This window comes from Vibrio sp. zbq_1 (assembly GCF_043102935.1).
GTDB classification, from domain to species: domain Bacteria; phylum Pseudomonadota; class Gammaproteobacteria; order Enterobacterales; family Vibrionaceae; genus Vibrio; species Vibrio parahaemolyticus.
Genome location: NZ_JBICJH010000044.1, coordinates 112,557 through 136,071 on the forward strand (window position 1 = coordinate 112,557; position 23,515 = coordinate 136,071).

Below are 23,515 nucleotides of genomic sequence, written 5' to 3' on the forward strand. Positions count from 1 at the left end.
AAACAACGCTGCGGAATAGCCAGCTATTTCCAAGTTTTTTGACGATGAAATTGCTTTAGTGACACGCTCCCAAAGGGCGAGTTGTCTTGGTTTGCATGCTTTGTTAACAATTTTTGATTTAGAACTACTAGATCTTCAAATTGTTGCCTCGCCTTCAAACCAAGTCATTCTCGCTGAACCAAGCATCTCGAGGTTACTTGGGTATATACATACAGCGTAGACAGGATCTGGAGAATTTAAAGTGAGCTCACTCGAGATCGTGAACTCACTATCAGACTGTTAAACAGCCAAAGCAAACAAACCTTGTAGGCTTGTCATGGAAGCAAGAGCAAGCAGCAAAGCAATGCTCAGTTGCACTTTTTCTGGCGCCTTGTGTGTGAAGATATGCCAACACCAAACCACAATGGTAGAGATAAGCAGCGCTAAAGAGATCAAAATCGGCTGCGTTGCGCTCGCAAGCGTAGCTTCATCCAATTGGTACGATGAAAATAAAATCGCAAGCACCAATAGCATGCCAGAAACAATACCCGTTACAGGTAAAATACGGTGGAACGCCTGTAGTCGGCTACGGGCAATCGTAAGCAGCAATTGAGAGAACGACGCACCTAAGAAGAAGATCATCACTGCCATCGCTGCTGAAGCGGGCCAATTCGGCTGTTCAAACACTTGAATGCTCACGTAAGCAAACGCCAAACCATTCGCCAAATGCAGCGCCCACAACGGGCCCTTTTCACGCGTTTTCTTGGTTTGAACTTGAGAGTAGAAATAGAAAATCGCGAACACTACCATAAACGCTTCAATACGAAGTGATGCCACCGCAAGCCAAAGTACCCCTATCGCAGGCAACATTTTATGGAGACGACCTCGCTGACCCGGACAAATATCGCCCTTGATCAAAAGCAAAGTCAGCAGCGCTTGTGCGCCAAATAACATTGGAGGGAAAGTAACCAGCAATTGTTGAATCATGTTGAATGCAAGCTCAAAAGTCGTTTTGGGGTGGCGATAATAGCAAATCACCTATCGCCAAACCACCTAAACTCTCCGCCTAACTTGCGATCCAAATAGCATCAAACAGGCTTAATGCTCATGCGTTCAATATAAAGCCTGTGCAGCAATACTTGACCTAGCCATTAGCATGAAGCCAGATACTGCAAGGCATCATCTTGAGTGAGTAGCCCACGATATTCTTCTTTGGCGTCGCACAAGATCCAAGGGAAGCCTATACCAGCTTTGATCAAATCTCGAATGGCCGCTACTGGCAAACAGGCATCAACTTGTTCAAATGCGGTGCTCATCACCTGATTGACTGGCCGTTTCCAAAGTCGATGCTCGCGCTCGGTTTCTAAATCTGTTCCCATCGCTGGCGTCATGTGCAAGTTGACTTGCTCTTTGGTGATCAACCCAACGCAGCGGTTTTCATTGATGACCACCAAAGGTGCGCTTGGGCTCAGATTCATGTATTCCACCGCCAAAGACAGCGGTTCACCTGGGTCGAGTCGGCGCACATCGTGATGACATAACGACTGTAACATCGCATCTTGAGTCGGTTTAACCATCACACCATTAAAAAGTGTGTCATGTGCTTGAGCCGTATCGAGTAGTACGACTGGCAACGCCTGAGAAAAGAGGAAGCCCTGCATGTAATCAACACCAATACCAGCCAACACTTCGAGCTCGCGTTGTGACTCGACACCTTCGGCAACCACCTCGACGTTCAGCTTGTGTGCCAAATCGGTAATGGTTTTGACGATGTTATAACTTGTGCTGCCCTCATGAATATTCTTGACGAACTTGCGGTCGATTTTTAGTACATCAAATTGCCCTTCTTCCAAATAAGAAAACGAAGAGTAGCCCGTACCAAAGTCGTCAATCGCAATTTGAATACCCTCTTGGCGAATCTGTTCTAACGCAAACGCGTGTTCTTCATCTTGCTCGAAATACGCGGTTTCTGTTAACTCAATAGTCACCAGTTTTGGGTTTACATCGCTGGCTTTAATCAAATCGAGCGATCGCTGGAGAACTTGCAATGAATCCAGCTTGGTATTCAACGAACGATTAATGGAAAGTCCGATATTTTCGCCATAGATTTTTTGCAAATGTGGCCACTGCTTCAGCGCGGTTTGGCAAACCACATCATCCAGCGCAGCGATCAACTCCAGGTCTTCAATGATGGAAATCATCTCTTGCGTGCTGTACTCGCTGTTTTCGTGATAGAAGCGCGCTAATGCCTCGAACTTCACCACATTGCCGGTTCGCGTTTCAATAATTGGCTGAAAATACACATCCACCAGCTCACTTTCAATTTGGGTTTTCAGGAACGTTTCCAAATGCTGACGTTTCACCAACTCGGCGTGAAGTTCACTGTTGTAAAAGTTGAAGTAGCCGTTTTCTCCGGCTTTCGAAGAAACCATCGCTTGTGCCGCATGAGCAAGTGCCTGTTTGGGATTGTTGGTGTCATACCCAAGAACAGAAACCCCGGTTTGCCCTTCCACAATCGTAGCGTGCATTTTGTTTCCCATTTCACTTCTCAGCTCAGAAAAGAAGCCTTTCATGGCTATTTGAATCAAGCGCAAAGGGCTCAACCACTGACAATGTGGCGTTTGTAAACAGACCACAAAGACGTCTCGCGATAACTGCCCCGCAATGCTGGTGTAGCGACTACGCATGATAAAGTCAGCAAAACCTAGCTGTTGTTCCAACATGCATTTCTGGGCAAAGTTCGGTCTTAGCGTCATCACGATATTGAGATCTTTGTGACCACTTTCGTTTGCGAGGTTATCCAATTGAAGTTCGAATTCATCTCTGGTTGGCAAAAATGCCGACCAGTCTTGCACTTGCTCACAACGATTTTTCATCCACAAAAGGGAAGCCGAGATATCCGTTGAAAAACCGAGAAAAAGCACACGCCCTGAATTGAATGTGAGGCGATAGATACACAAATGATGCGCTTGGTTGCTGCCATTGGCTGTGCGGCTAAGAAGATTGCCGCTCCAATACCCTTCTTCATCAATATGTTTCCAAAGCTGATCGTAAAACGCTTGGCTATGGTGAGAAGTGCTGAAGATGTAGGTTTTTAACCCAACGAGATCACGATTTTGATACCCCATCTGAAGCTCAAAGGCACGATTGCAACCAAGAATACGCGTGTCTTCATCGGCAACGAGTACGCCGACGTTTGGCAAATCGAAGATGGTTTCAAGAATCTTCGCCAGCTCTTCACACCCAGTGATGGTCAGCTGAGGAATGATTGTGCCTTGAACAATCCGCTCGTTGAGCTTTTCAAAACTCATGGTGACATGAATGAGCTTGGCGTCATTAGGCATTAAGCAGCAAGAAAAATGCCCTTGCCCACCCATAAATTCGACGTCCGCAATGCGTTGACGACAAGCCTCTTGCTGCCCCATCAACATATATTGAAGCAGCTCATCTAAACTGTTAATCGGACGTTTAAAGCCAAAAGCATTGGCCATGCTTGGTTGATCGCATTCAAACTCACGAGTATAGATGTCATAAGACCATTCCACGACCTGAGTGTGATTGGCTGCGTGCTGCACTTGTCCTTGTGCAATCGTTAGTGATTCGCTCATTTCCTAGCCCCCTTATTTTGGTCGGCCTTTTTGCTCTCCATTCAAAACCCAATGTCACTGTCGATGTTTGAGGAACCTTTAGATTCTCTGTTATGACTCGAAAGTAAACAGGTTAAGCCTTGCGGTTTTGAATGTTGCTTCGAGCATGCTCGGCACATGCACTTTTAACTATGCACTAATTTGATTATAGGCGAGTTTCAAATAAGCATTCCATTGCTTATCAAATGTATTAAAATTGCGACAAACAAATCTAAGCAGGCTAATAACCATAAGGCTTCAAAGGGGATATCAGATAAAAAATCGTCGATATAACAATGATATTTCTGCAAACCAAATAAAACTCGCTGAACTGAGCTTGAATAGATGAGTTTGTTATAGATACCTGATCATCAAATCGCTATAATTCGCGCTCCCTGGAACAGAGAGCAAAATATGACCAATAACATCACTCCTATTCATGAGTACAAAAAATACTGGGCAGAGTGTTTTGGTACGGCACCTTTCTTGCCGACCAGTCGCAAAGAAATGGATGCCCTAGGATGGGATAGCTGTGACATTATCATCGTAACCGGTGACGCTTACGTAGATCACCCGAGCTTTGGTATGGCTATCATTGGCCGTCTGCTAGAAGCGCAGGGGTTCCGTGTCGGTATCATTGCTCAACCAGAATGGCAAAACAAAGATGCGTTCATGCAGCTTGGTAAGCCAAATCTGTTCTTCGGGATCACTGCGGGTAACATGGACTCCATGATCAACCGTTACACTGCGGATAAAAAACTTCGTCACGATGACGCGTACACACCAAATAACGAAGGTGGCAAACGCCCAGACCGCGCGACTTTGGTTTACTCTCAGCGTTGTCGTGAAGCTTACAAAGAAGTACCTATTGTTTTAGGTGGTATCGAAGCTAGCCTACGCCGTGTTGCGCACTACGATTACTGGTCAGATAAAGTTCGCCGTTCGGTACTGTTTGATGCAAAAGCAGACATCCTACTTTTCGGTAACGCAGAACGCGCACTTGTAGAAGTAGCGCATCGCATTGCAAATGGCGAAGACATCAGCACCATGACCAATATTCGTGGTACTGCCGTGAACTTGCCAGCCGCCCCAGAAGGCTACACAGTTATCGATTCTTCTCGCATTGAAAAACCTCGTAAGGAAGCGTTCGTACCAAAGAACCCATACGAAGTAGAAACTCAGTGTGAAACTAAAAAAGATGAGCCAGTTGCACAACCAATCACGATTCGCCCATCACGCCACGATGCTGCGACAACTGCGGTTCGCCTGCCTTCGTTTGAAAAGCTAAGAAACGATCGCATTCTTTATGCTCATGCAAGTCGTGTATTGCATTTAGAAACGAACCCGTACTCAGGTCGAGCGTTACTTCAAAGCCATGGTGATCGTGAACTTTGGGTAAACCAAGCCCCAATCCCATTGACGACCGAAGAGATGGACTTTGTGTTTGGCCTGCCTTACGCGCGTGTTCCTCATCCTATGTACGGCAAAGCAAAAATTCCAGCGTATGACATGATCAAAACGTCTGTGAACATTATGCGTGGTTGTTTTGGTGGCTGTTCTTTCTGTTCAATTACCGAGCATGAAGGTCGAATCATTCAAAACCGCTCGAAAGAATCTATCATCAACGAGATTGAAGAAATTCGCGACAAAGTTCCGGGCTTTACCGGCACAATTTCCGATCTTGGTGGCCCGACTGCAAACATGTACCGCCTAGGTTGTAAAGATCCAAAAGCAGAAGCGAACTGTCGTCGTCCTTCTTGTGTATTCCCGGGCATCTGTAACAAGCTAAATACAGACCACAAACACACCATCGATCTATACCGCGAAGCGCGTAAAGTTGAAGGCGTGAAGAAAGTGATGGTCGCATCTGGCGTACGTTACGACCTTGCGATTGAATCACCAGAATACGTAAAAGAGCTCGTAACTCACCACGTAGGTGGTTACTTGAAGATTGCACCGGAACATACAGAGAAAGGCCCTCTTGATCTGATGATGAAACCGGGCATGGGCACGTACGATCGCTTTAAAGAAATGTTCGAGAAGTACAGTGCTGAAGCAGGCAAAAAGCAGTACTTAATCCCTTACTTTATCTCTGCGCACCCAGGCACAGAAGACGAAGACATGCTGAACCTTGCTTTGTGGCTGAAGAAAAACAACTTCGAATGTGACCAAGTACAAAACTTCTACCCATCGCCGATGTGTAACGCAACGTCAATGTACTACTCAGAGACTAACCCTCTGAAACGCGTGAAGTACAAACAGCGCGAAGACATTCCAGTCGCGAAAGGTGAACGTCAACGTCGTTTGCATAAAGCACTACTGCGTTACCACGATCCTGCTAACTGGCCATTAATTCGTGAAGCACTGATCAACATGGGCAAGAAGCATTTGATTGGTGACAAACCAACGTGTTTGGTTCCTGCGGAAGATATTGATGCTCAAACTCCAGCGCAACGTCGTAAGTCTGGCCGTCACGGGGCAAACCGCTTTGCAACCAAGCACACCAAAAATCAACCGGGTTTCGGTGGCCACTTGAACAAACGCTCTGAAGGCGGTTCAAAAGATGGTAAACCATCTGGCAACCGTAACGGTTCTGGTAAAGTACAAGGTGGTCAACGCCCTGCTAGCAACGGCCAGCGCCCTAGCGGCAACGGCGCAAACCGCCCAGCAGGTAGCAAGCCGCAAGGCCAAGGCAAACCAGCCGGTCAACGTAAACCAAAACGTCGTTAGTTCATTAGAACTTGAATACTAAAAAGGGCTCCAGAGGTAACTCTGGAGCCCTTTTGTTTTGCCGGAAATGAACCGAGTGAGCTGGCTTGAACTCACTCACTCGCTTGATTAAGACAACTTGAACTTACTCAACTCACCGTGAAGATCACTGGCTTTTACTGTCAGTTCGTTACTGATCGCTACAGAAGATGACATGGTATCCATCACTTCCATCGCCGTATCATTAATCACAACCACATTACGGTTGATCTCTTCCGACACCGAACTTTGCTCTTCTGCCGCTGAAGCGATCTGATTATTCATATCATTAATCACTTCAATAGCTTGGTTGATTTCGGCCAACGCCAACTGCGCTGCTTGTGTTTCTTCTTTGGTATCCACCGCTTGCTTCTGGCTTTGCTCCATCAACACGACGATTGATTGCGTTTCTTGCTCCAAACGAGCCAACATTGCACGAATTTCTTCTGTCGAGCCTTGTGTGCGCGTTGCAAGGTTGCGGACTTCATCGGCTACCACAGCAAAACCACGACCCGCTTCACCAGCACGCGCAGCTTCAATCGCAGCGTTCAGAGCCAACAAGTTGGTTTGATCGGCAATGCCACCAATCTCACTCAGAATACCCTGAATAGCCGTGCTTGAAGCCACCAAATTCTGCGTCTGGTGCTGTGCATCATTCACTTGCGAAGCGAGGTTATCCACCGCGCTTGCAGCATTGTCCATACGCGACATGCCATTCGCACTATTGCTTTGAACTTGGCTTGCCGCCGCTGCTGCTTGTACCGCAGAATTTGCCACTTCTTGTGCGGTTGCGCTCATCTCATTAATCGCCGTTGCTAGCGAGTTGACTTCGTTCACTTGAACGTTCAGTTGATCTCTCGAAGCTGCCGCGCGAGCTTGGCCTTCACTTGCGTTTTTATCAACTTGGTCTGCCGTCGCCATTACGGTTAAAAGCATTTCCTGAATGCGAGCGAGGAAGGTATTAAACCAGTGCGCCAGTTGGGCGGTTTCGTCCTTACCTTTCACCTCAATGCGGTAAGTTAGGTCGCCCTCGCCTTGTGCTGCGTCTTTAAAACGCTCCACTAAGTTAGTTAACACTTTGCCCAACGAGGTCGCGATCATCGTCATCGCAACAATACCAATCAGAGCCGCAATAATCCCTGCCCACACTCCCTTTTCAAGAGCTTCTGCACTTTGTTCTTCACTCCATCGCTCGTAGTCATCCACGTTCTTTTTAAGGAAGCTACTGGGAACCGATACCATAACGATCCAAGGTGCATCGCTGGTGTCAATTGCAGTAATCGCATACTCATCCCCACCAAACGTCACAAGGCCTGCGCCTTTTTGTTTCGCAATGGATTGAATACGAGCCCATTGAGACGCCAACTCATGAGAGACTTTCTTGCCCACTTGATCCGCTTGGCTGCTGTTCGCCAGTGTGATGCCTTTCCACGAAGAAATCAGAATACGGCCTTGTCCATCAAACAAGTCGCTCGCGTAATCTTCACTTTGGCTTTGTAACTCGTTCAATGACAAATCAAAACCGAGAGAGCCGATGATCTCGCCACGTAACTTGATTGGTTGGCTGATGGTCGTGATCAGTTCTTGTTTGCCGCGAACCGGATACATGTACGGTTCCATCACGAACGTTTTGCCCGTTTCGTAAGGCATCAAGTGCCAATCGTCTTTACGCTCACCGTTGTTGTTTAATTCAGTATTACTAAAGCTATCCATCGCCACAACATCAAAACTGTTGTGCGAATTTGGCGAAAAGAATGGCGCTAAGTAGCCTTCGCTATTAAAGCCAAGGCTTTTGTCTTGAATCGTTGGCTCAACCCACGATGGCTTTTCCCACACCATGTAACCAGCAAACACAGCTTTGTTCTGAGCTTCTAGCGACGCAATAAACTGTTTAACAATAATGTCTGGCGTCGCGGTCGTCTCTGCGCTTAATTCGATAATTGAACGCGCTTGCTTTAGGTTCGCCAACACTGGCTCTAACTGGTTGGAAATATTCAGCCCTTGCTGAATCGCCGTATTGCTCAGGTCGGTCGTGGTGGCTTCGTTCAGTTGAGATTTTACTTTTGTAGTGATTTGTTCATTCACTTGCGTGAACGCATTGGTTGTCATACCCATTGCAATCAATAGAGTGAAGGCCATTGCCCCACCCGCACTGACAGCAATTCGAGTGCGTATACTGTTAAACATGATAGCCTCACAAATTGATTTTTATCTGGCATTAAGCATTGGAAGGATCATGGATTTTAAACAAGTAAAGTTAATGGGAGACTTTTGTTTGTGAACAGATCAAGAACAGAAAATGTAGTTTTATTAATAAAAATAAAATAATGCAGCGTTTCGCTTATGCATGAAACCATTGATTTGATTGAATTATCTCAAAAAAGAGAATCTAAGCGTTTGTATTTAAACGTAATAACCATATCTAAAAAATGGTTTTATAAAAAGTAAGAACCTTTCCTATCGAGTGCACTTGTGAAGATTGGCAATTATTAATAATGTGCTCAGTGTCACATAAATAATTCAGTATCTTCATGTTTTATATGGAGTTAACAGAACCAACCAATCTATACCATTTATATTTCAATCAGTATTGATAGATATAAATAAACAGGTACAACTGTATTTAAGTTAGACATTGAAAACCGACACAAAGGTGAGAAAATCATTGTCGACAACTTTTTCACACCTATAGTGAATAATGTTCGTTAAGATCAACATTCGAATTTATCGAGATTGGATAAGAATAAATGAAACGTGTACTTTTGGTAGAAGATAATCGTGAAATAGCGGGAATGTTGTTCGATTATTTTGAATGTGCTGGCATGCAGCTGGATTACGCCGACAACGGTGAGCTAGGCTTAAAACTGGCGATGGATAATGCGTTTGACATCATTTTGCTCGACCTCATGCTGCCGCGCATGGATGGCCTAACACTGTGCAACAAGCTGCGCGATGCGGGTAATAACACTCCGGTGTTGATGCTGACTGCACTTGATAGCCGAGACGACATGCTAAAAGGCTTCCAACACGGCGCCGACGATTACCTCACCAAACCGTTTGATCTCGATATTCTTGAAGCACGCATGACTGCATTGATTAAACGCTACCGCGGTACGGTTGCATCAACCAAACTCCAGTATGGCGAAGTGTCTATCGATCAAAAAACGCATCAAGCCTACCGTCAAGATAAGCTGTTGGCGTTGAATCCAACCACGTACACGATTCTAGAAATGCTGGTCAAAAATGCCCCCGAAGTTGTGACGCGTGAAGAAATCGCATTCCGCCTATGGCAAGAAAATGAGCCAAACAATGATGTTTTGCGCAGCCACATTTATCAACTGCGCGGTCAACTCGATAAACCCTTTGAAGAACATTTATTGAAAACCATCCCTAAAGTCGGCTTCCGCTTGGAGCCGGGGGCATGATTCGCCGCTTATTTAACAACACACAAAGCTTAACTGGACGCCTCGAACTCTTCTTCCTGTTGGTGTCGATTGTGATTGGTCTGCTGTGCTTCGCACTTGTTAGTGGCGCGTTGTTGTGGTCGGAAGATCGCGTCGGTGAACGACGTATTATGATCGACAAGAAAGAAGCGATTGAGCACTTTAGGCGTAATCCTGGCGACGGAATGATCAAGCTTGATTTGCTGACAACGGCGTACAACGACATCAATCTGATCCCGCCTATCTACAAGCCTTTTTTGCAAGACAAGCAGTACTTTCTCGGTGAAGTCGGTCAAGAGCCGAACACCAGAATGATTTACATGAGCACTTTTAACCAAAATGGCGAAGAGCACCCTATCATTCTGATTTCACTCATTGATGAAATCGAAATCACCTCAACCGAGTTTGTTTATGTCATCGTAATGGTACTGGCGGTGGTAACGGCGCTTATCCTAATTTTTGGCAGCCTTTTACTGCGCCTATCGCAACGTTTGATTGAGCCAGTCAGCGCACTCAAGGTGCAACTAGACCAACACCAAGGCGATACATCCCAAAAATTCATCGTGCCTGAAGGTTCGGCTAAAGAGTTCCAAACGTTAGCCTCTCAGCTCAATGAATATCGCAGCCAAATCAATCAGGTGATCAAACGTGAGCAAGCTTTTGCGCGATATGCCAGTCATGAACTGAGAACGCCACTAACGGTAATGAAAGGCTCGAGCAGCCTGCTAGCCAGAAGCCCAAGCACGCCGTTTCAAGAGCGCCAGATTGGCCGTATTCAAGATGCTACTCAGCAGATGTCGACCATGGTTGATGCTTTGTTGGGTTTGGTGCGATATGAACGCAACACAGACGACAGCCCCGTTCGAACCATCTCAGAGCAAGAGCTTCACAACATCGTTGCTCTTAGCCAAGCACAAGCCGATGAAAAGTCGTTGGAATTTAATGTACAGATATTGGGTCATCCGCAAACCAAAGCGACCACTGCAGTGCTTAACATTACGTTGAGTAACTTAATTCGCAACGGCATTGCAGCCACGTCAGCGGGAACGATTCATATCACCATGACCGATACCACACTGTCGGTGAGAGATGAAGGCGAAGGCTTCTCTTCCGTGCCAGATGCCGAAGGCCATGGCTTGGGGCTCATGATTGTGGACGACTTATGCCGACGCTATGGCTGGCAATTCACTATTGATACACATCCTGAGGGTGGATGTGAGGCAGTGATTGACCTTTCGTCAGAGCATCATGAGGCTTGCTCAGAGTAACTTCCTCAGCACTAGATTCAATCAAGAGGTATCTCATTTGCTCAGTATCAAAACGGGCAGTTCAGTTCGATACCTCTTTCTTATTCGATTGAATGAAATCTTATGCCGCAAGCGCAACTAGTCGTTCGAATGCTTGCGATGCCGATTCCGACGCTTCGCACACAGAAAACACATCTTCGATAAAGTACTTCAACGCTCTGGATTCAATGGCTCTGATTGCAGCTTGCTGCTCGCCCGATAAATAGCCGTAAATGCTCGCCGCGCCAAAGTCACCGAAGATCATCTCCCCTTGCTCGTTCACCAACGTATTGTGCGCATACAAATCACCATGACACACCTTGTTGTCGTGTAGGTGATTAAATACGTCCACCATCTGCTCAACAATAGAATTCACTTGCTCGACTGTCAGCGTAAACCCTTGTGGGAACGTATCTCGGGTGCAGGTTTCCAACGTTGGTGGCAAACCTAAGTTGTAGTAATTGTTTGGAATCAGCTCCATCACCAACGCAAGCTCTTTACCGTCATCCACTTGCGCGATGGATTTTACTAAGTTGTTGTGATGCCCAGCTTGCAAACACGCTTCAAGTTCATCATGAGGGTAACCGTCACTGGTGACCTCGCCCTTGAACACTTTTACTGCAACTTCACTCGGGAAGTCGTATTGAGCGTCAGTCCAGTTAGCGTGAGAAATCACGCCACTTGCCCCTTGGCCGAGAACATGGTTAAGCGAGTAACTGTTTGTGGTCACTTTCGGCACACTGTCTAGCGAAGATGGGTGTTTGCAGAATGGATTACCTGCAAAAGCAAACCATGCCAATTTAGGTAGCTTCATCAGCACATCCGGAAAGTGCTCTAGCTGGTTCGCAGAGAGACGAACCAATTCCAAATTAACTAAGTTTTCCATGCTACTTGGCAGTCGTTTGATGCGATTCCCCGCCAGTGCAAGCTTTCTTAAGCGCGGCCTTTCACCCAGACTGTTTGGCAGCGTTTCAATCTCGTTGTCAGTCAGGATCAGCCAACGTAACTGACTTGGTAGTGAGGCTTCACTCACCACTTTGATCTTGTTGGTTTTAAACCCAACCATCTCAAGGTTTGGCAGCTTGCCCAATACCTCTGGTAAATGAGTGAACTGATTATTGGACGCAAAGATGATTTTTAGTTTGGTCAACTGTTCCAGTTCTTGTGGCAAATCTGACAATGCGTTGCCGGATAAATCTAACACTTCAAGCGAGTCTGCAAGCTCTAAAATTTCCATAGGGAACTCAGTTAGCCCTTCCGCCAACTTCAGTTGTTTAATTCCTACTAATTGTCCTGTTTTTAATTGTTCTAGAGTCTGCAAAACCAAGCCTTCTGATTGAATGGAAATAAGCGGCGTAGTGTACGTGGCTTGAGGTAGAAAGGCGAGTCATGGGATGGAATACCATGGAATCAAAACAACCAAAGGATAGAAGTGAAACCATTGCAATGGTATTACAGCACCGGTCAGTGCGAGTCAAAACATCAGGAATAACCGAAATGGTTGTACTGAAACACAGACTTTTTATCTGGGTTTAATGGCGTTACACTACGCGCCCTTTTTAAATGGCAAAGGTGACACGGTTTATTCCGTCAGCATCGACATGAAACTCTCAGAAAGTCCTATCACCCAACATAGCTTTAATGGGCGCAAATTTTTCCTTAAACGTGACGATATGCTCCACTCCCACTTTTCTGGGAACAAAGCACGTAAGTTTATGACGTTAATGGAAGAGCAAAATCCCGACATCACCGCGTTAATAGGCTTTGGCTCCGCTCAATCTAATGCCATGTACTCGCTAGCGGCTCTCGCCCAGATTAAAGGTTGGGCATTTGAGTTTTATGTTCATCACATTCCATCTTGGCTAAAAAGCTCCCCCATCGGAAACTATCGCGGCGCTCTCGATTTAGGTATGAAAATCACTGCCATGCAAGACATCGGTAGCGAACTCCACCCTAGTGAATACATCCACCAAGTACGAAGATTAGATGAGTCGACATTGCTTATTCCTGAGGGTGGACGTTCCCACCTCGCTGAAGCTGGCATCAAACAGTTAGCACGAGAAATTCTTGATTGGACGCGATTGAGAGGTAAAGAACAGTTTACCGTCGCCCTGCCATCAGGCACCGGCACGACGGCTTTATATCTTCATAAACATTTAAGCCCACACGGCATAGAAGTGCTAACTTGCCCTTGCGTAGGCGATGCAGATTACTTAACTGAACAGTTCAACCAGCTCGGTGAAAACAGCCACCCAACCATTTTAACCGTGCGCAACAAACACCATTTTGGTCGCTTGTACGAAGAAGATTACATCACATGGAAAGCACTCTTTGAGCAAACCGACCTCGAATTTGACCTGTTATACGACCCGTATATGTGGCAATGCCTCACCCCTTGGTTGGAAGAGAACACAGATAAAACGGTGATTTATATTCACCAAGGCGGGTTACTTGGCAACGAGTCGATGTTGCCAAGATATCAACGAGAATTTGAATAGCGTGTTCAAATAAAGTTGTTGCTGATTACAGTGATTCCACTATTTGATGAGCGCCAGAATTTCTTTGAATTCAGGTGCTCGGCAATCTTCGACCATTTCATACAAACACATTTCTAGCCCAGTGAGCACCACACCGTTAGCGGTTAACTTCGCAAGAGCGAGCGCTTTATTGGCAGCGGTTCGGGAAGATACACAATCCGTGACTAATTCAACGCGATAACCGGACTGGCGCAGAGAAACCGCGGTTTGATAGACGCAAATGTGGGATTCAATACCGCAAACCAACCAGGTATCAACTTTCGCGTTCTTCACCGCGACCTTAAACGTCGCCTCTTTGCAACCATCAAACGTGTACTTGGTAATAGGTAAATGCGTGCTTTCAAGCACTTCACGAATCGGCTCCGCGGTTGGACCCAATTTTTCTGGATTCTGTTCTAGCCACAGAATAGGCAAATCTAGTGCTTTGGCGCCCTTTACCAGTTTCGTGATATTTTCAATCAGAGCGTCGCTTTCATGCATTAATGTAGCGAGTTTGCCCTGAACATCCACCACAATCAGGCCCGTGTTTCCTTTCGATAACATTTCCATCTCCTATCTTGTGCGACCACAAATCATACTCAACAAGTTGAGTAACAGTTAATGTATCAGAACCCTTTCATGTTAGAGCAATAAAACCTAGAAAGATGACCTTCGCTCACACATTTGCCCTTAGTTAAGTGTGGTTTGAACTGACTATTTAAATTTCTCTCGAATTAGTTCAATCAAGGCTTTGACTTTATTGGGCAGAAATAAGGCCGAGGGATAAATCAGAGTAAGATGCTGCTTCGGATGCGCGAATTGAGGCAGCACCTCGACCAACAAACCGTCTCTCAGTGCAGGCTTGGAATGAATTTGAGGAATAAACGCGATGCCGTTTCCTGCTATCGCCATCGAGCGCAGCAAGTTGAGGTCGTCCGAGCGCAACGCCACATGCAGATCTGAATCGAGCAAATCGGCATTGTAACGATTAGTTAAAAGGCGATGCTGCTTAAGATCTTCCACCGTTTTTACTGGCGGACGCGATTCTAGATAGGCTTTTGACGCAACAAAGTGACTACGATAAGGCAAAAGACTGAACTGCACATAGCTGTCATCGGTGACTTTGACCACGCTCGGAAGAAGCTGTAAATCAAACGATTGACGCTTGAGATCGACACTCTCTTGATGGTTTTCAATCTCGACCGAAATCTCCGGATACCGCGTTGTGTACTCGGTGATGATCGCGTTAAACGCGGCAGAGCTCATCAATGCGGAAGGAATGGCTAAACGCACCTTGCCCGTTAGCTCTTGTTGATATTCATGCATGGCATTTAAACCTTGCTGAATATGGTCAATAGGCTGCCCCACCAACTCAAACAAGCGTTTCCCGTGCTCCGTCAACTCAATGCTGCGTGTTGTGCGGATCAAAAGCTGTACCCCGAGTGATTTCTCTAATTCTTGTAGGCGACGACTCACTTTTGAGCGTTGTAGTTGATTCGCCTCTGCCGCTGCACTTATACCGCCGTGAACCACCGTCTGAGTGAATAGATAAATATCATCAAAACTAACGTTCATTGTCCTATTTTTAGGTCATTTATGTTCGTATTATCATTCTACTGAATTGTGAGTGACTTCTCTATAATCCGCTATCCAATATGTTTAACGGAACTTGTAATGACGGCTGACCAAAAATTCAAACACTGGATGCGAACTTTGATTGTCCTGTTCATCGTACTATTTTTGTACATTATTATTGCTGACCGCCACGCCCCCTTAACGACCGAAGGACGAGTGCAAGGATACGTTGTCCAAGTCGCGCCCGAGGTATCTGGTAAAGTGACCGACGTTCTCATCGAGAATAACCAGTCCGTTCAAAAAGGCGATGTGTTGTTTACGATTGATGATCGTAAATACAAGATAGCACTTGAACAGGCGGAGCTGTCTCTGCAATCCGCTTATGAAAAAGAAGCAACGCTGTATTCTCAACGCGAAGCCGCTCTTGCCAATATTGCCCGCGCACAAGCAACATTTGATAATGCACACCGCGAATACAACCGCTTACTGACGTTATCGAAGCAGAAAGTCATCTCTCAATCGACACTCGATAATGCCTTTGCCCAAAATCAGGTATCACGCGCAACGCTTAAAGCGGAACGACAAAACTTAAAAGTCATTGAGGCGCAATTAGGCGATCAAAAAGGTCAAAGCACCGCCGTTCGAATTGCCAAAAACGGCATCGAAAAGGCGCAACTTGATTTGGCAAATACCGCGGTACTCGCTCCCAGTGATGGTGTCGTGACCAACCTGCAACTAGAAGTTGGTACGATGGCAAACACCAACATGCCATTGCTGACATTTGTACCAACAGGATCACTCTGGGTAGCCGCTGATTTTCGTGAAAAATCCGTCGCGAACGTAGACAAGACTTTCCACGCCTTGGTCACATTTGATGCCAACCCAGGTTCGGTGTACGACTTTGATTTAGCTAGCCGCGATTACGGTGTAGCAGCCGCACAACAAACGCCTAATGGCGCACTAACCAAAGTGGAAGTGAACAACCGCTGGGTACGTGATGCGCAGCGTACACGAGTGAACCTAACCAGCAGCGAAGAGTTACCACCAGCACTGTTTGTCGGCTCTCGCGCTACCATTGTTTTGTACCCAGACAACAGCATTTTCTGGCAGTTGATGGCGCAAGCACAGATTCACCTCGCAAGCTGGTTCCACTTCATTTACTAGGCGGCAACAATGAAAACCTTACGAATTTGGTTCGGCTGCTCTTTAGGGCTCGCGCTAAGCATGATCTTCGGTTGGTCTTACGGATTTTTTGCCATCATGATGCCGCTGTTTATATTGGGCAGAATGGACAACTTTAATATTTCGGCTTTATTGATCGTGTTTTTCTCTGCGGTGTGGACAACCATACAAGCCACATTTTTGCTGGAATACTTGCAGTTTCATCCAACATTAATGACCGTTGCCGTCGGAATCATGATGCTGTTCAAGTGCATTGCAATGATGAACCAGAAAACCTATTTGTTTGGTTACATGGGGCTGTTGGTGGGTTCAATTGTGTTGAATTTTGCCAGCTATAACTTCATGGATATTGAAGAGTTCAACGTCAACATGTGGGTGATGGCGTTCAGCAATATTTTTGTTTGCGCATTCGCGTATTGGTTGTTCCCGGAGCCAAAATCCCCCGCCGAGCACATTGAGATGTCGACCCCAGTAAAAAGCGATATTGACTACATCAGCCAAGTTGCCATGGGCTGGGTAGTGGCGATGGCGGCATTTATCGTATTCCAAGTAGCAGACTTATATGACTCGCTGTCCGCACAAGCTTCCATTTTGATCATCCTAACCCCAATGACTTTAGCGGGCTCGCTCGCCATGGCAAAAATTCGCATCATCGGCACCGCACTAGGCTGCATCGCAGGGATGGCTGTTCAGCTGATATTGGGCAGTTGGTATGGGCATGGGCTACTCTTTTGGCTCGCCTTTACCATTGCAATGGGGCCATTCTGCTTGTGGCTCACCAAGGGGCAAATTAAAGCGGCTATCGCGTTTTCTGCCATGTCTGCCCTCTCGGTTCCGCTGACGACCTCATTGGTGCCAGAACAAAAAGACGCGTTCTTTTCGATCTTGTACCGTTTCAGCTCAATTTTCGTCGCGGTTTTGCTCACCGCGATGGTGATGTGGGTGGTGCATCACTGGATTCGTGTGATGTTGCTAAAGCATCCTGAAGTTCGACAGCTAGAAATGAACTAGCGCGAAGTTACAACGTCTGTTTTAAGAAAAAACCAAGAACCGAGCTCTTGGTTTTTTGTTTATCTAAAGGGAAAATATTTTGAATAACTTAAGCAGAAAGCTCTCTACGAACAATCTCCGCTCCCGCACTTAACGCATTGAGCTTAGCGGTTGATACTTCACGAGACAAAGGCGCCATACCACAGTTGGTACATGGGTAAAGCTTGTCGGCATCAACGTATTTCAATGCCTCTCGCAGTGTATTCGCCACTTCTTCTGGCGTTTCAATTTCGTTGGTTGCAACGTCAATCGCACCAACCATCACTTTCTTACCGCGAATCAACTCAAGTAACTCAATAGGCACTCGTGAGTTATGACATTCGAGCGAGATAATATCGATATTCGACTGCTGCAATTTAGGAAATACTTCTTCGTATTGTCGCCATTCAGTGCCTAACGTTTGCTTCCAATCCGTGTTCGCTTTGATGCCGTAGCCATAGCAGATATGCACCGCCGTTTCACATTTCAGCCCTTCAATCGCACGCTCTAAACATGCAATGCCCCACTCGTTCACATCATCGAAGAACACATTGAACGCAGGCTCATCAAACTGAATGATGTCGACACCTGCCGCTTCAAGCTCTTTCGCTTCTTGATTGAGGATCTTTGCAAATTCCCAAGCCAGCTTTTCACGGCTACCGTAATGATCATCATAAAGCGTATCGATCATCGTCATAGGGCCTGGCAGCGCCCACTTGATAGGTTGCTTAGTTTGCTGGCGCAAGAACTTGGCATCTTCAACAAACACGGGCTTTGTGCGGCTTACTGGGCCAACCACAGTCGGAACACTTGCTTCATAACGGTTGCGAATGGTCACCGTTTTACGGTTTTCAAAATCTACGCCGCTTAAATGCTCAATAAAGGTCGTCACAAAATGTTGGCGAGTTTGCTCGCCATCACTGACGATATCAACGCCTGCCAGTTCTTGTTCTTGCAAAGCGACACGTAACGCATCGCGTTTGCCATCGTTCAGTTCTTCACCTTGCAGTTTCCACGGTGACCAAAGTTTTTCTGGTTCGGCCAGCCAAGAAGGTTTCGGTAAGCTGCCAGCCATTGAAGTCGGTAATAGTGTTTTCATCGTCATTCCTTTCTAGATTCTCGTTGTCGATTACGCGTAGTTTGCAGACCATTGTTCAAGCACAGATTGATAAGGTTTGATGAAATGCTCCTCGGCAAATTTCCCTTGTTCAATCGCCAATTGGCTGCGCTCTTCTCGGTCGTAAACGATTTGAGTTAGCGAGTGGTCTAGGTTTTTTAGGTTTGGCTGGTAGCAATTACCGGCAACCGCGTTGGCATTGTAAATCTCAGGTCGGTAAATCTTCTGGAATGTCTCCATCGTGCTAATCGTACTGATAAGCTCTAGGTTTGAATAGTCGTTCAACAAGTCACCGAAGAAGTAGAATGCCAATGGTGCGACACTGTTTGGTGGCATAAAGTAGCGCACCTGTAAGCCCATCTTTTTGAAGTACTGCTCCGTCAACGAAGATTCGTTCGGCTGATATTCAAAGCCCAAAACAGGATGTTGATTTTCGGTGCGTCGGTATACCTTGTTGTCCGATACACTCAGACAAATCACCGGCAGCTTTTTGAAATGCTGTTTGTAAGACTCAGAATTAACGAAAGCTTTGAACAGTTTGCCATGCAAATCACCGAAATTAGCTGGGATGCTGAAACGGGGCTGGTTTTTGTTGTGGTCCAACAGCAAAACGCTAAAGTCGTAATCACGAACGTATGAAGAGAAGTTGTTGCCCACAATGCCTTCGATGCGCTCGTTAGTGTTGTGGTCAACAATGTTGGTTTTGAGCACTTCAATTGATGGGAAGGCTTCGCCACTGCCTTGGATATCCATATCAACAGAGATGATTTCAAGCTCAACTGAGTAGCGGTCACCTTGCGCATTATCCCAATGTGCCAACGCATTAAAACGATTGTCGATCATTCGGAGTGCATTGCGCAGATTCTCTCGGCGGTAGTTTCCACGAGCCAGATTAGCAAAGTTGGTAGTGATTCGCGTGTTGTCTGATGGTTGGTAATTCTCATCAAAGCGAATGCTTTTGATAGCAAATGTGAAATCGTTATTCATCGTGAGTTGGTATCCTATTTCCTTAGATAAAGCAGACTTTTCCTAACTCTGTGCATGGGGATATTTTTGTTTTTTGGTTTTCCCAATCGTTAGGTTGCGCAGCGTTCACGACGAACAGTTCGTACTAAAAACGGTGGTCACAGTGCCTAACACCAGAGCAGTCCGTTTTTTATACTTGCTTCACGAGTTGAATAATATTGGTATTGTTTCACATTGAACATGAAAGAAATTCATGGCTGGAGAAATGGACCTACGCATACTTCCATTCTTTGTGGTTTCACTTGAAACTCGCGGCTTCACCGAGTTGCTATACATATTCAAACAAGACTCAAGCAAATCGTTTTCTAAACTCTCGCGGAGTTAAACCAATGACGTTTATGAAAACCTTCCTACAGGCGCTCGTATCCTCGTAACCAACTTGATGGCTTATAGAATCAAAGGAATGTTGTGTGCTTTCTAACAAATTACATGCGCTCTGAATTCTAAGACGCTGCAAGTATTGATTAGGGTTGTATCCTGTCGCTTTCAAAAATCGTCGTTGCATCGTGCGTTCAGTAAGGTTGGCTTGCTTTGCTAACTGCTTTATGGACAAAGGCTCTGCATAGCGCTGATGCATGATTTGTTGAATGGAAACAATCGCATAATCACCGTGAGAAAACGATGGATGAAACTGTTGGTAGTAGCTCTGCGCTCGCTGAGCGGTATCAATAACTAGCGTTTTTCCAAGCTGACGCACAACACCCGGCGAAGCGTATTTCGCGATCAGCTCAAAGCCAAGGTCTAACCATGACATCATCCCACCCGCCGTTACTATGTCACCGTGATTGATCAATATCTTATTGCTATCTAACGCAATGCTAGGAAAGGCTTGGGAGAATGTTTCCGCCAATGCCCAGTGGGTCGTGACCTCTCTCGAATCGATCAAATTGGTTGCGGCAAGAATGAATACTCCGGCACATGCAGAAGATAACACCGCCCCTTGTGAGTAGTGCGCTTTAAGCCACCGAATCAACGCTTCATCAGGAGCTAAGTAGTAATTATCAAGTGACGCAGGTGGCAACAAAACAACCGTTAGTCGTTCTGCGGTTAGGTCTGTATGCGGAATCAAAATCGGCTCAAACACAACCTCAATGTTCTGTTCCTTACATATTCTGTTGGCCAGCAAAAACATCTCTTCAAAGCCATAAACTGCCGACTTCAATACTGAGGGATACTCGCAGATTCCAATCGTTATTTTGATCATCTTTAATTTGTCGTTTTTGACTTCTTTTATGTCATTTTAGACTCTAAAAATAATGCAGCAAGTTACTCATAATTTGGCAAGACGTGAACCCAAATCAGCAGGAATTGAAAATGAGCAACAGCGCATTACTTGTAATCGATATACAAAACGACTATTTCCCGAATGGCCGATTTCCTTTGTGGAATACCGATGCCACTCTGGACAACATTAAGCAGTTGATGGCGAAAGCCAAAGCACAAGATATCCCGATATTCCTTGTTCAACATGTATCTTCGACCCTTAAAGGGAAAGCGCCTTTCTTTGAGGAAGGCAGTGTTGGTGTGGAGATTCATCCCGACGTCATCTCAATATGTCCTGACGCCGAGATCATTCAAAAACAGCACGCTGACAGTTTTTATCAAACGAACCTCGAACAAGCACTAGAACGGAGCGGCGTAGATGAATTGTTGATCTGCGGAATGATGACGCAAAATTGCGTGACACATACGGCAATTTCAAAAGCAGCGGAAAAATACAACGTTTCCATCATTGAAGATTGTTGTACGACGACCGATCAAATGATTCATAACATTGCTTTAAGTGCGGTATCTATTCGAGTACCTCTATTGGCTTCTTCCGACGTGCTTTTAAAATAAACGCCCAACAGAAAAGTTAAACCAGTATTATTTGCCCGTTAGCTCTCATACCAATCGAACTTAGGCAGTTATGGTGTCAGCATCCATAGCTGCCCAAATTCAAATCATCGATCTTATCTAGCTTAGCAGTGAGAAATTGCGTTCTCCTTCTCTATCGGCGCTCTATCCGAAATCACCTTGCCATCTTTAATCGTGATGATGCGCTTGGTGCGTTCTGCGAGGGCGTTATCGTGCGTCACGATGATTAAGGTTCTGCCTTCAGCGTGGAGTTGGTTGAACAAGGCTTCAATCTCTGCGCCGGATTTTGAATCCAATGCCCCCGTTGGTTCATCCGCTAAGATGATTTGCGGATCGTTGACCAAGGCTCTTGCAATCGCAACTCTCTGCTTTTGACCACCAGAAAGCTGGTTTGGTTTATGGTCTAAACGATCCCCTAGCCCGACTTGCTCTAGCAATTTGGCAGCGCGCTGGCGGCGTTCTTTGGCCTTAATACCGGAATACACCAATGGCAGCGCCACGTTATCGAGCGCCGTCGCATATTCCAATAAGTTAAAGCTTTGGAAGACAAATCCGATCTTTTGGTTACGAATGCCAGCCAGCTCATTCGCACTTAAACTTGCGACGTTTTGGCCGCCAAGTTGGTACTCGCCATCGGTGGGCTTATCTAAACAGCCGAGCATGTTCATCAACGTTGATTTGCCTGAGCCTGACGGGCCAAGAATCGAAAGAAACTCGCCTTGATTAATGGTTAAGTCAACGCCGTCTAGCGCGCGAACTTCCGCCTCCCCGCTTGAGTAGTATTTACAGATGTTGGTCAGCTCAACAAGCGACTTGTTCGACATGTTCTCTCCAGAGTTATTGTTGTTATTCACTTTGTAGCGCCTCCAACGGGCTGACTTTTGCGGCTCGGTTTGCAGGTAACCATGCAGATGCCACACCAATGATCACTAAGGTGAGGATGACAATCGCGACAACGACCCACGACAACTCAGGGACAGGTTTACCCAGTTGTTCATAAAAGGCATTGCCCTCTAAAGGAATGGAACTGATGGCAGACACCAGCGCGTACGTCACGCCTAAGCCAAGCGCGCCCCCCATCATCATTGTCAATAAAGACTGCACTAAATAGTGCATGCGAATGGCCGTTGGGGTTGCACCGACTGCCATGCGCACGCCGATATCACGCGTAGATCGCTTTACGGTGGCATACATCACATTGGCGATGCCAACGCCAGCAACAGCTAACGTCACGAAGCCGATAATGCCAAGAAAACTCTGCAAACCTATCAGAAACTGCTGCATACTCTTTTGTTTAAGGAACATATCATCGACTTGGACGACCTGTTCATCACTGACACTTGCCCCGTGCTTACGGGCAATCACTTGCCTGATCGTCTTTGCTAAGGCTTCTCGGTCTACATCGGCTTGTGGTTGCACATTGATGCCACCAATTTCACCGTTGACATGAAATCGCTTCCACGTCGCTAACGGCACAAAGCTGGAATAGTTGATAAGATCCCCCTGTTCTATTTGGGCGCTGTTTTTCTCCAATACGCCCACAACGGTGAACTCCTCATTGCCGATTTTTACCTTTTGCCCCACAGGGTTGACTTGCAATGTGACTGTCGCAAACCAACTAAAGTCCTCATTCGGGTTGAATAAGTCGGCTGCCAGTTCATAACCCAGTACAACGACTTTGCGCGTCTCTTTTTGATCGAGTGGATTTAACCATCGTCCCCCCGCCATCGGCACCAAATTGGTCATGGATTGAAACTCGCTCGTGACCGCTAAGGGCTCTTGCCACGAGCTTCTGTCACCAACGGTGATGCGCTCTTTCCACTTCGCAGTTGGCGCAACACTTTTTACATCGGGTAACGCTCGAACGACCTCTGAATCGTCCATTTTTAATGTCAGAAATTTACCTTGGTGAAAAGCACCGTGGTCGACGGTGGCCACCCCTCCGGTCAAATAGATCAAGTTGCCGTTACCATTTTGTGCGGTTTTCAATACGCCCTGACGAATACCCTCACCTACCGCCAACATAGCAGCGATACAGAGGGTCGCCCACGCTACTGCCAGAATGGTCAAACCCAGTCTCAGCTTTTCTGCCGCCATTTCTTGGAAAATTTGTCTCATCGGTAACAGCATG

General features: G+C 46.2%; 18 protein-coding genes. 7 read left to right on the forward strand and 11 right to left on the reverse strand.

The annotated features are described in order from the left end of the window. Positions 1 to 279 precede the first annotated feature (279 nt). Together ACF8CV_RS22895 and ACF8CV_RS22900 are read right to left on the reverse strand one after the other, a co-directional pair. Positions 280 to 966, reverse strand: a complete 687-nt coding sequence (locus ACF8CV_RS22895) for a hypothetical protein (protein WP_021453098.1) — start codon at positions 964 to 966, stop codon at positions 280 to 282. A gap of 164 nt (positions 967 to 1,130) precedes the next feature. Next, positions 1,131 to 3,587, reverse strand: a complete 2,457-nt coding sequence (locus tag ACF8CV_RS22900) for an EAL domain-containing protein (RefSeq protein ID WP_021453774.1) — start codon at positions 3,585 to 3,587, stop codon at positions 1,131 to 1,133. A 432-nt stretch (positions 3,588 to 4,019) separates the two neighbouring features. On the opposite strand from ACF8CV_RS22900, the gene ACF8CV_RS22905 reads away from it, so the two are divergent. After that, entirely contained in the window at positions 4,020 to 6,335 is a 2,316-nt protein-coding gene (locus ACF8CV_RS22905) for a YgiQ family radical SAM protein (RefSeq protein WP_042765778.1), read from the forward strand. A 108-nt stretch (positions 6,336 to 6,443) separates the two neighbouring features. On the opposite strand, the gene ACF8CV_RS22910 is transcribed toward ACF8CV_RS22905, so the two are convergent. Then, positions 6,444 to 8,540, reverse strand: coding sequence for a methyl-accepting chemotaxis protein (locus ACF8CV_RS22910; RefSeq protein WP_138937562.1), 2,097 nt, complete (start codon positions 8,538 to 8,540; stop codon positions 6,444 to 6,446). Between the two features lie 560 nt (positions 8,541 to 9,100). On the opposite strand from ACF8CV_RS22910, the gene ACF8CV_RS22915 reads away from it, so the two are divergent. Together ACF8CV_RS22915 and ACF8CV_RS22920 are read left to right on the forward strand one after the other, a co-directional pair. After that, positions 9,101 to 9,778 (forward strand): response regulator transcription factor, encoded by a 678-nt coding sequence (locus tag ACF8CV_RS22915; protein WP_005457963.1) that lies wholly within the window; start codon positions 9,101 to 9,103, stop codon positions 9,776 to 9,778. After that, positions 9,775 to 11,064 (forward strand): sensor histidine kinase, encoded by a 1,290-nt coding sequence (locus ACF8CV_RS22920; RefSeq protein ID WP_392417618.1) that lies wholly within the window; start codon positions 9,775 to 9,777, stop codon positions 11,062 to 11,064. Before ACF8CV_RS22915 ends, ACF8CV_RS22920 begins: the two co-directional genes overlap by 4 nt. A gap of 100 nt (positions 11,065 to 11,164) precedes the next feature. On the opposite strand, the gene ACF8CV_RS22925 is transcribed toward ACF8CV_RS22920, so the two are convergent. After that, a complete protein-coding gene (locus ACF8CV_RS22925) occupies positions 11,165 to 12,403 on the reverse strand; it encodes a leucine-rich repeat-containing protein kinase family protein (RefSeq protein WP_062905524.1) in 1,239 nt (412 codons plus the stop codon). A gap of 280 nt (positions 12,404 to 12,683) precedes the next feature. Here ACF8CV_RS22925 and ACF8CV_RS22930 point away from each other — a divergent pair, with 280 nt between their 5' ends. Next, complete coding sequence (locus ACF8CV_RS22930) at positions 12,684 to 13,580, forward strand: 1-aminocyclopropane-1-carboxylate deaminase/D-cysteine desulfhydrase (RefSeq protein ID WP_069541433.1); 897 nt, start codon at positions 12,684 to 12,686, stop codon at positions 13,578 to 13,580. Between the two features lie 39 nt (positions 13,581 to 13,619). Here the strand turns inward: ACF8CV_RS22930 and ACF8CV_RS22935 are convergent, their stop codons facing one another. Continuing rightward, on the reverse strand, positions 13,620 to 14,162 hold the full coding sequence (locus ACF8CV_RS22935) for a hydrolase (RefSeq protein ID WP_069541423.1): 543 nt from the start codon (positions 14,160 to 14,162) through the stop codon (positions 13,620 to 13,622). Between the two features lie 150 nt (positions 14,163 to 14,312). After that, complete coding sequence (locus ACF8CV_RS22940) at positions 14,313 to 15,173, reverse strand: LysR family transcriptional regulator (protein WP_138937564.1); 861 nt, start codon at positions 15,171 to 15,173, stop codon at positions 14,313 to 14,315. Between the two features lie 99 nt (positions 15,174 to 15,272). Here ACF8CV_RS22940 and ACF8CV_RS22945 point away from each other — a divergent pair, with 99 nt between their 5' ends. Together ACF8CV_RS22945 and ACF8CV_RS22950 are read left to right on the forward strand one after the other, a co-directional pair. Further along, positions 15,273 to 16,337 carry an HlyD family secretion protein gene (locus ACF8CV_RS22945; protein WP_138937565.1) on the forward strand — a complete coding sequence of 355 codons (1,065 nt, stop codon included), beginning with the start codon at positions 15,273 to 15,275 and terminating at the stop codon, positions 16,335 to 16,337. Positions 16,338 to 16,346: 9 nt separating this feature from the next. Beyond that, complete coding sequence (locus tag ACF8CV_RS22950; protein ID WP_025521488.1) at positions 16,347 to 17,366, forward strand: DUF2955 domain-containing protein; 1,020 nt, start codon at positions 16,347 to 16,349, stop codon at positions 17,364 to 17,366. 88 nt (positions 17,367 to 17,454) lie between these two features. Here ACF8CV_RS22950 and ACF8CV_RS22955 read toward each other — a convergent pair whose 3' ends face one another. From ACF8CV_RS22955 to ACF8CV_RS22965, 3 genes are all read right to left on the reverse strand, one after another. Further along, positions 17,455 to 18,483, reverse strand: a complete 1,029-nt coding sequence (locus tag ACF8CV_RS22955; protein WP_138937566.1) for a methionine synthase — start codon at positions 18,481 to 18,483, stop codon at positions 17,455 to 17,457. A 30-nt stretch (positions 18,484 to 18,513) separates the two neighbouring features. After that, complete coding sequence (locus ACF8CV_RS22960; protein ID WP_005457949.1) at positions 18,514 to 19,488, reverse strand: DUF1852 domain-containing protein; 975 nt, start codon at positions 19,486 to 19,488, stop codon at positions 18,514 to 18,516. Positions 19,489 to 19,816: 328 nt separating this feature from the next. Continuing rightward, positions 19,817 to 20,731, reverse strand: a complete 915-nt coding sequence (locus ACF8CV_RS22965; RefSeq protein ID WP_025793124.1) for a GlxA family transcriptional regulator — start codon at positions 20,729 to 20,731, stop codon at positions 19,817 to 19,819. 110 nt (positions 20,732 to 20,841) lie between these two features. On the opposite strand from ACF8CV_RS22965, the gene ACF8CV_RS22970 reads away from it, so the two are divergent. Beyond that, complete coding sequence (locus ACF8CV_RS22970; RefSeq protein ID WP_138937567.1) at positions 20,842 to 21,366, forward strand: cysteine hydrolase family protein; 525 nt, start codon at positions 20,842 to 20,844, stop codon at positions 21,364 to 21,366. Positions 21,367 to 21,488: 122 nt separating this feature from the next. Here ACF8CV_RS22970 and ACF8CV_RS22975 read toward each other — a convergent pair whose 3' ends face one another. Both ACF8CV_RS22975 and ACF8CV_RS22980 read right to left on the reverse strand, forming a co-directional pair. Beyond that, entirely contained in the window at positions 21,489 to 22,208 is a 720-nt protein-coding gene (locus tag ACF8CV_RS22975) for an ABC transporter ATP-binding protein (protein ID WP_025535398.1), read from the reverse strand. 22 nt (positions 22,209 to 22,230) lie between these two features. Continuing rightward, a complete protein-coding gene (locus ACF8CV_RS22980) occupies positions 22,231 to 23,514 on the reverse strand; it encodes an ABC transporter permease (RefSeq protein WP_138937568.1) in 1,284 nt (427 codons plus the stop codon). Position 23,515 lies beyond the last annotated feature (1 nt).

What these genes read in the sequence shown, in the direction of transcription:
- ACF8CV_RS22895 (WP_021453098.1), bottom strand. Translation starts at nt 966, where the DNA reads ATGATTCAACAATTGCTGGTTACTTTCCCTCCAATGTTATTTGGCGCA.
- ACF8CV_RS22900 (WP_021453774.1), bottom strand. Translation starts at nt 3,587, where the DNA reads ATGAGCGAATCACTAACGATTGCACAAGGACAAGTGCAGCACGCAGCC.
- ACF8CV_RS22905 (WP_042765778.1), top strand. Translation starts at nt 4,020, where the DNA reads ATGACCAATAACATCACTCCTATTCATGAGTACAAAAAATACTGGGCA.
- ACF8CV_RS22910 (WP_138937562.1), bottom strand. Translation starts at nt 8,540, where the DNA reads ATGTTTAACAGTATACGCACTCGAATTGCTGTCAGTGCGGGTGGGGCA.
- ACF8CV_RS22915 (WP_005457963.1), top strand. Translation starts at nt 9,101, where the DNA reads ATGAAACGTGTACTTTTGGTAGAAGATAATCGTGAAATAGCGGGAATG.
- ACF8CV_RS22920 (WP_392417618.1), top strand. Translation starts at nt 9,775, where the DNA reads ATGATTCGCCGCTTATTTAACAACACACAAAGCTTAACTGGACGCCTC.
- ACF8CV_RS22930 (WP_069541433.1), top strand. Translation starts at nt 12,684, where the DNA reads ATGAAACTCTCAGAAAGTCCTATCACCCAACATAGCTTTAATGGGCGC.
- ACF8CV_RS22935 (WP_069541423.1), bottom strand. Translation starts at nt 14,162, where the DNA reads ATGTTATCGAAAGGAAACACGGGCCTGATTGTGGTGGATGTTCAGGGC.
- ACF8CV_RS22940 (WP_138937564.1), bottom strand. Translation starts at nt 15,173, where the DNA reads ATGAACGTTAGTTTTGATGATATTTATCTATTCACTCAGACGGTGGTT.
- ACF8CV_RS22945 (WP_138937565.1), top strand. Translation starts at nt 15,273, where the DNA reads ATGACGGCTGACCAAAAATTCAAACACTGGATGCGAACTTTGATTGTC.
- ACF8CV_RS22950 (WP_025521488.1), top strand. Translation starts at nt 16,347, where the DNA reads ATGAAAACCTTACGAATTTGGTTCGGCTGCTCTTTAGGGCTCGCGCTA.
- ACF8CV_RS22955 (WP_138937566.1), bottom strand. Translation starts at nt 18,483, where the DNA reads ATGAAAACACTATTACCGACTTCAATGGCTGGCAGCTTACCGAAACCT.
- ACF8CV_RS22960 (WP_005457949.1), bottom strand. Translation starts at nt 19,488, where the DNA reads ATGAATAACGATTTCACATTTGCTATCAAAAGCATTCGCTTTGATGAG.
- ACF8CV_RS22965 (WP_025793124.1), bottom strand. Translation starts at nt 20,731, where the DNA reads ATGATCAAAATAACGATTGGAATCTGCGAGTATCCCTCAGTATTGAAG.
- ACF8CV_RS22970 (WP_138937567.1), top strand. Translation starts at nt 20,842, where the DNA reads ATGAGCAACAGCGCATTACTTGTAATCGATATACAAAACGACTATTTC.
- ACF8CV_RS22975 (WP_025535398.1), bottom strand. Translation starts at nt 22,208, where the DNA reads ATGTCGAACAAGTCGCTTGTTGAGCTGACCAACATCTGTAAATACTAC.
- ACF8CV_RS22980 (WP_138937568.1), bottom strand. Translation starts at nt 23,514, where the DNA reads ATGCTGTTACCGATGAGACAAATTTTCCAAGAAATGGCGGCAGAAAAG.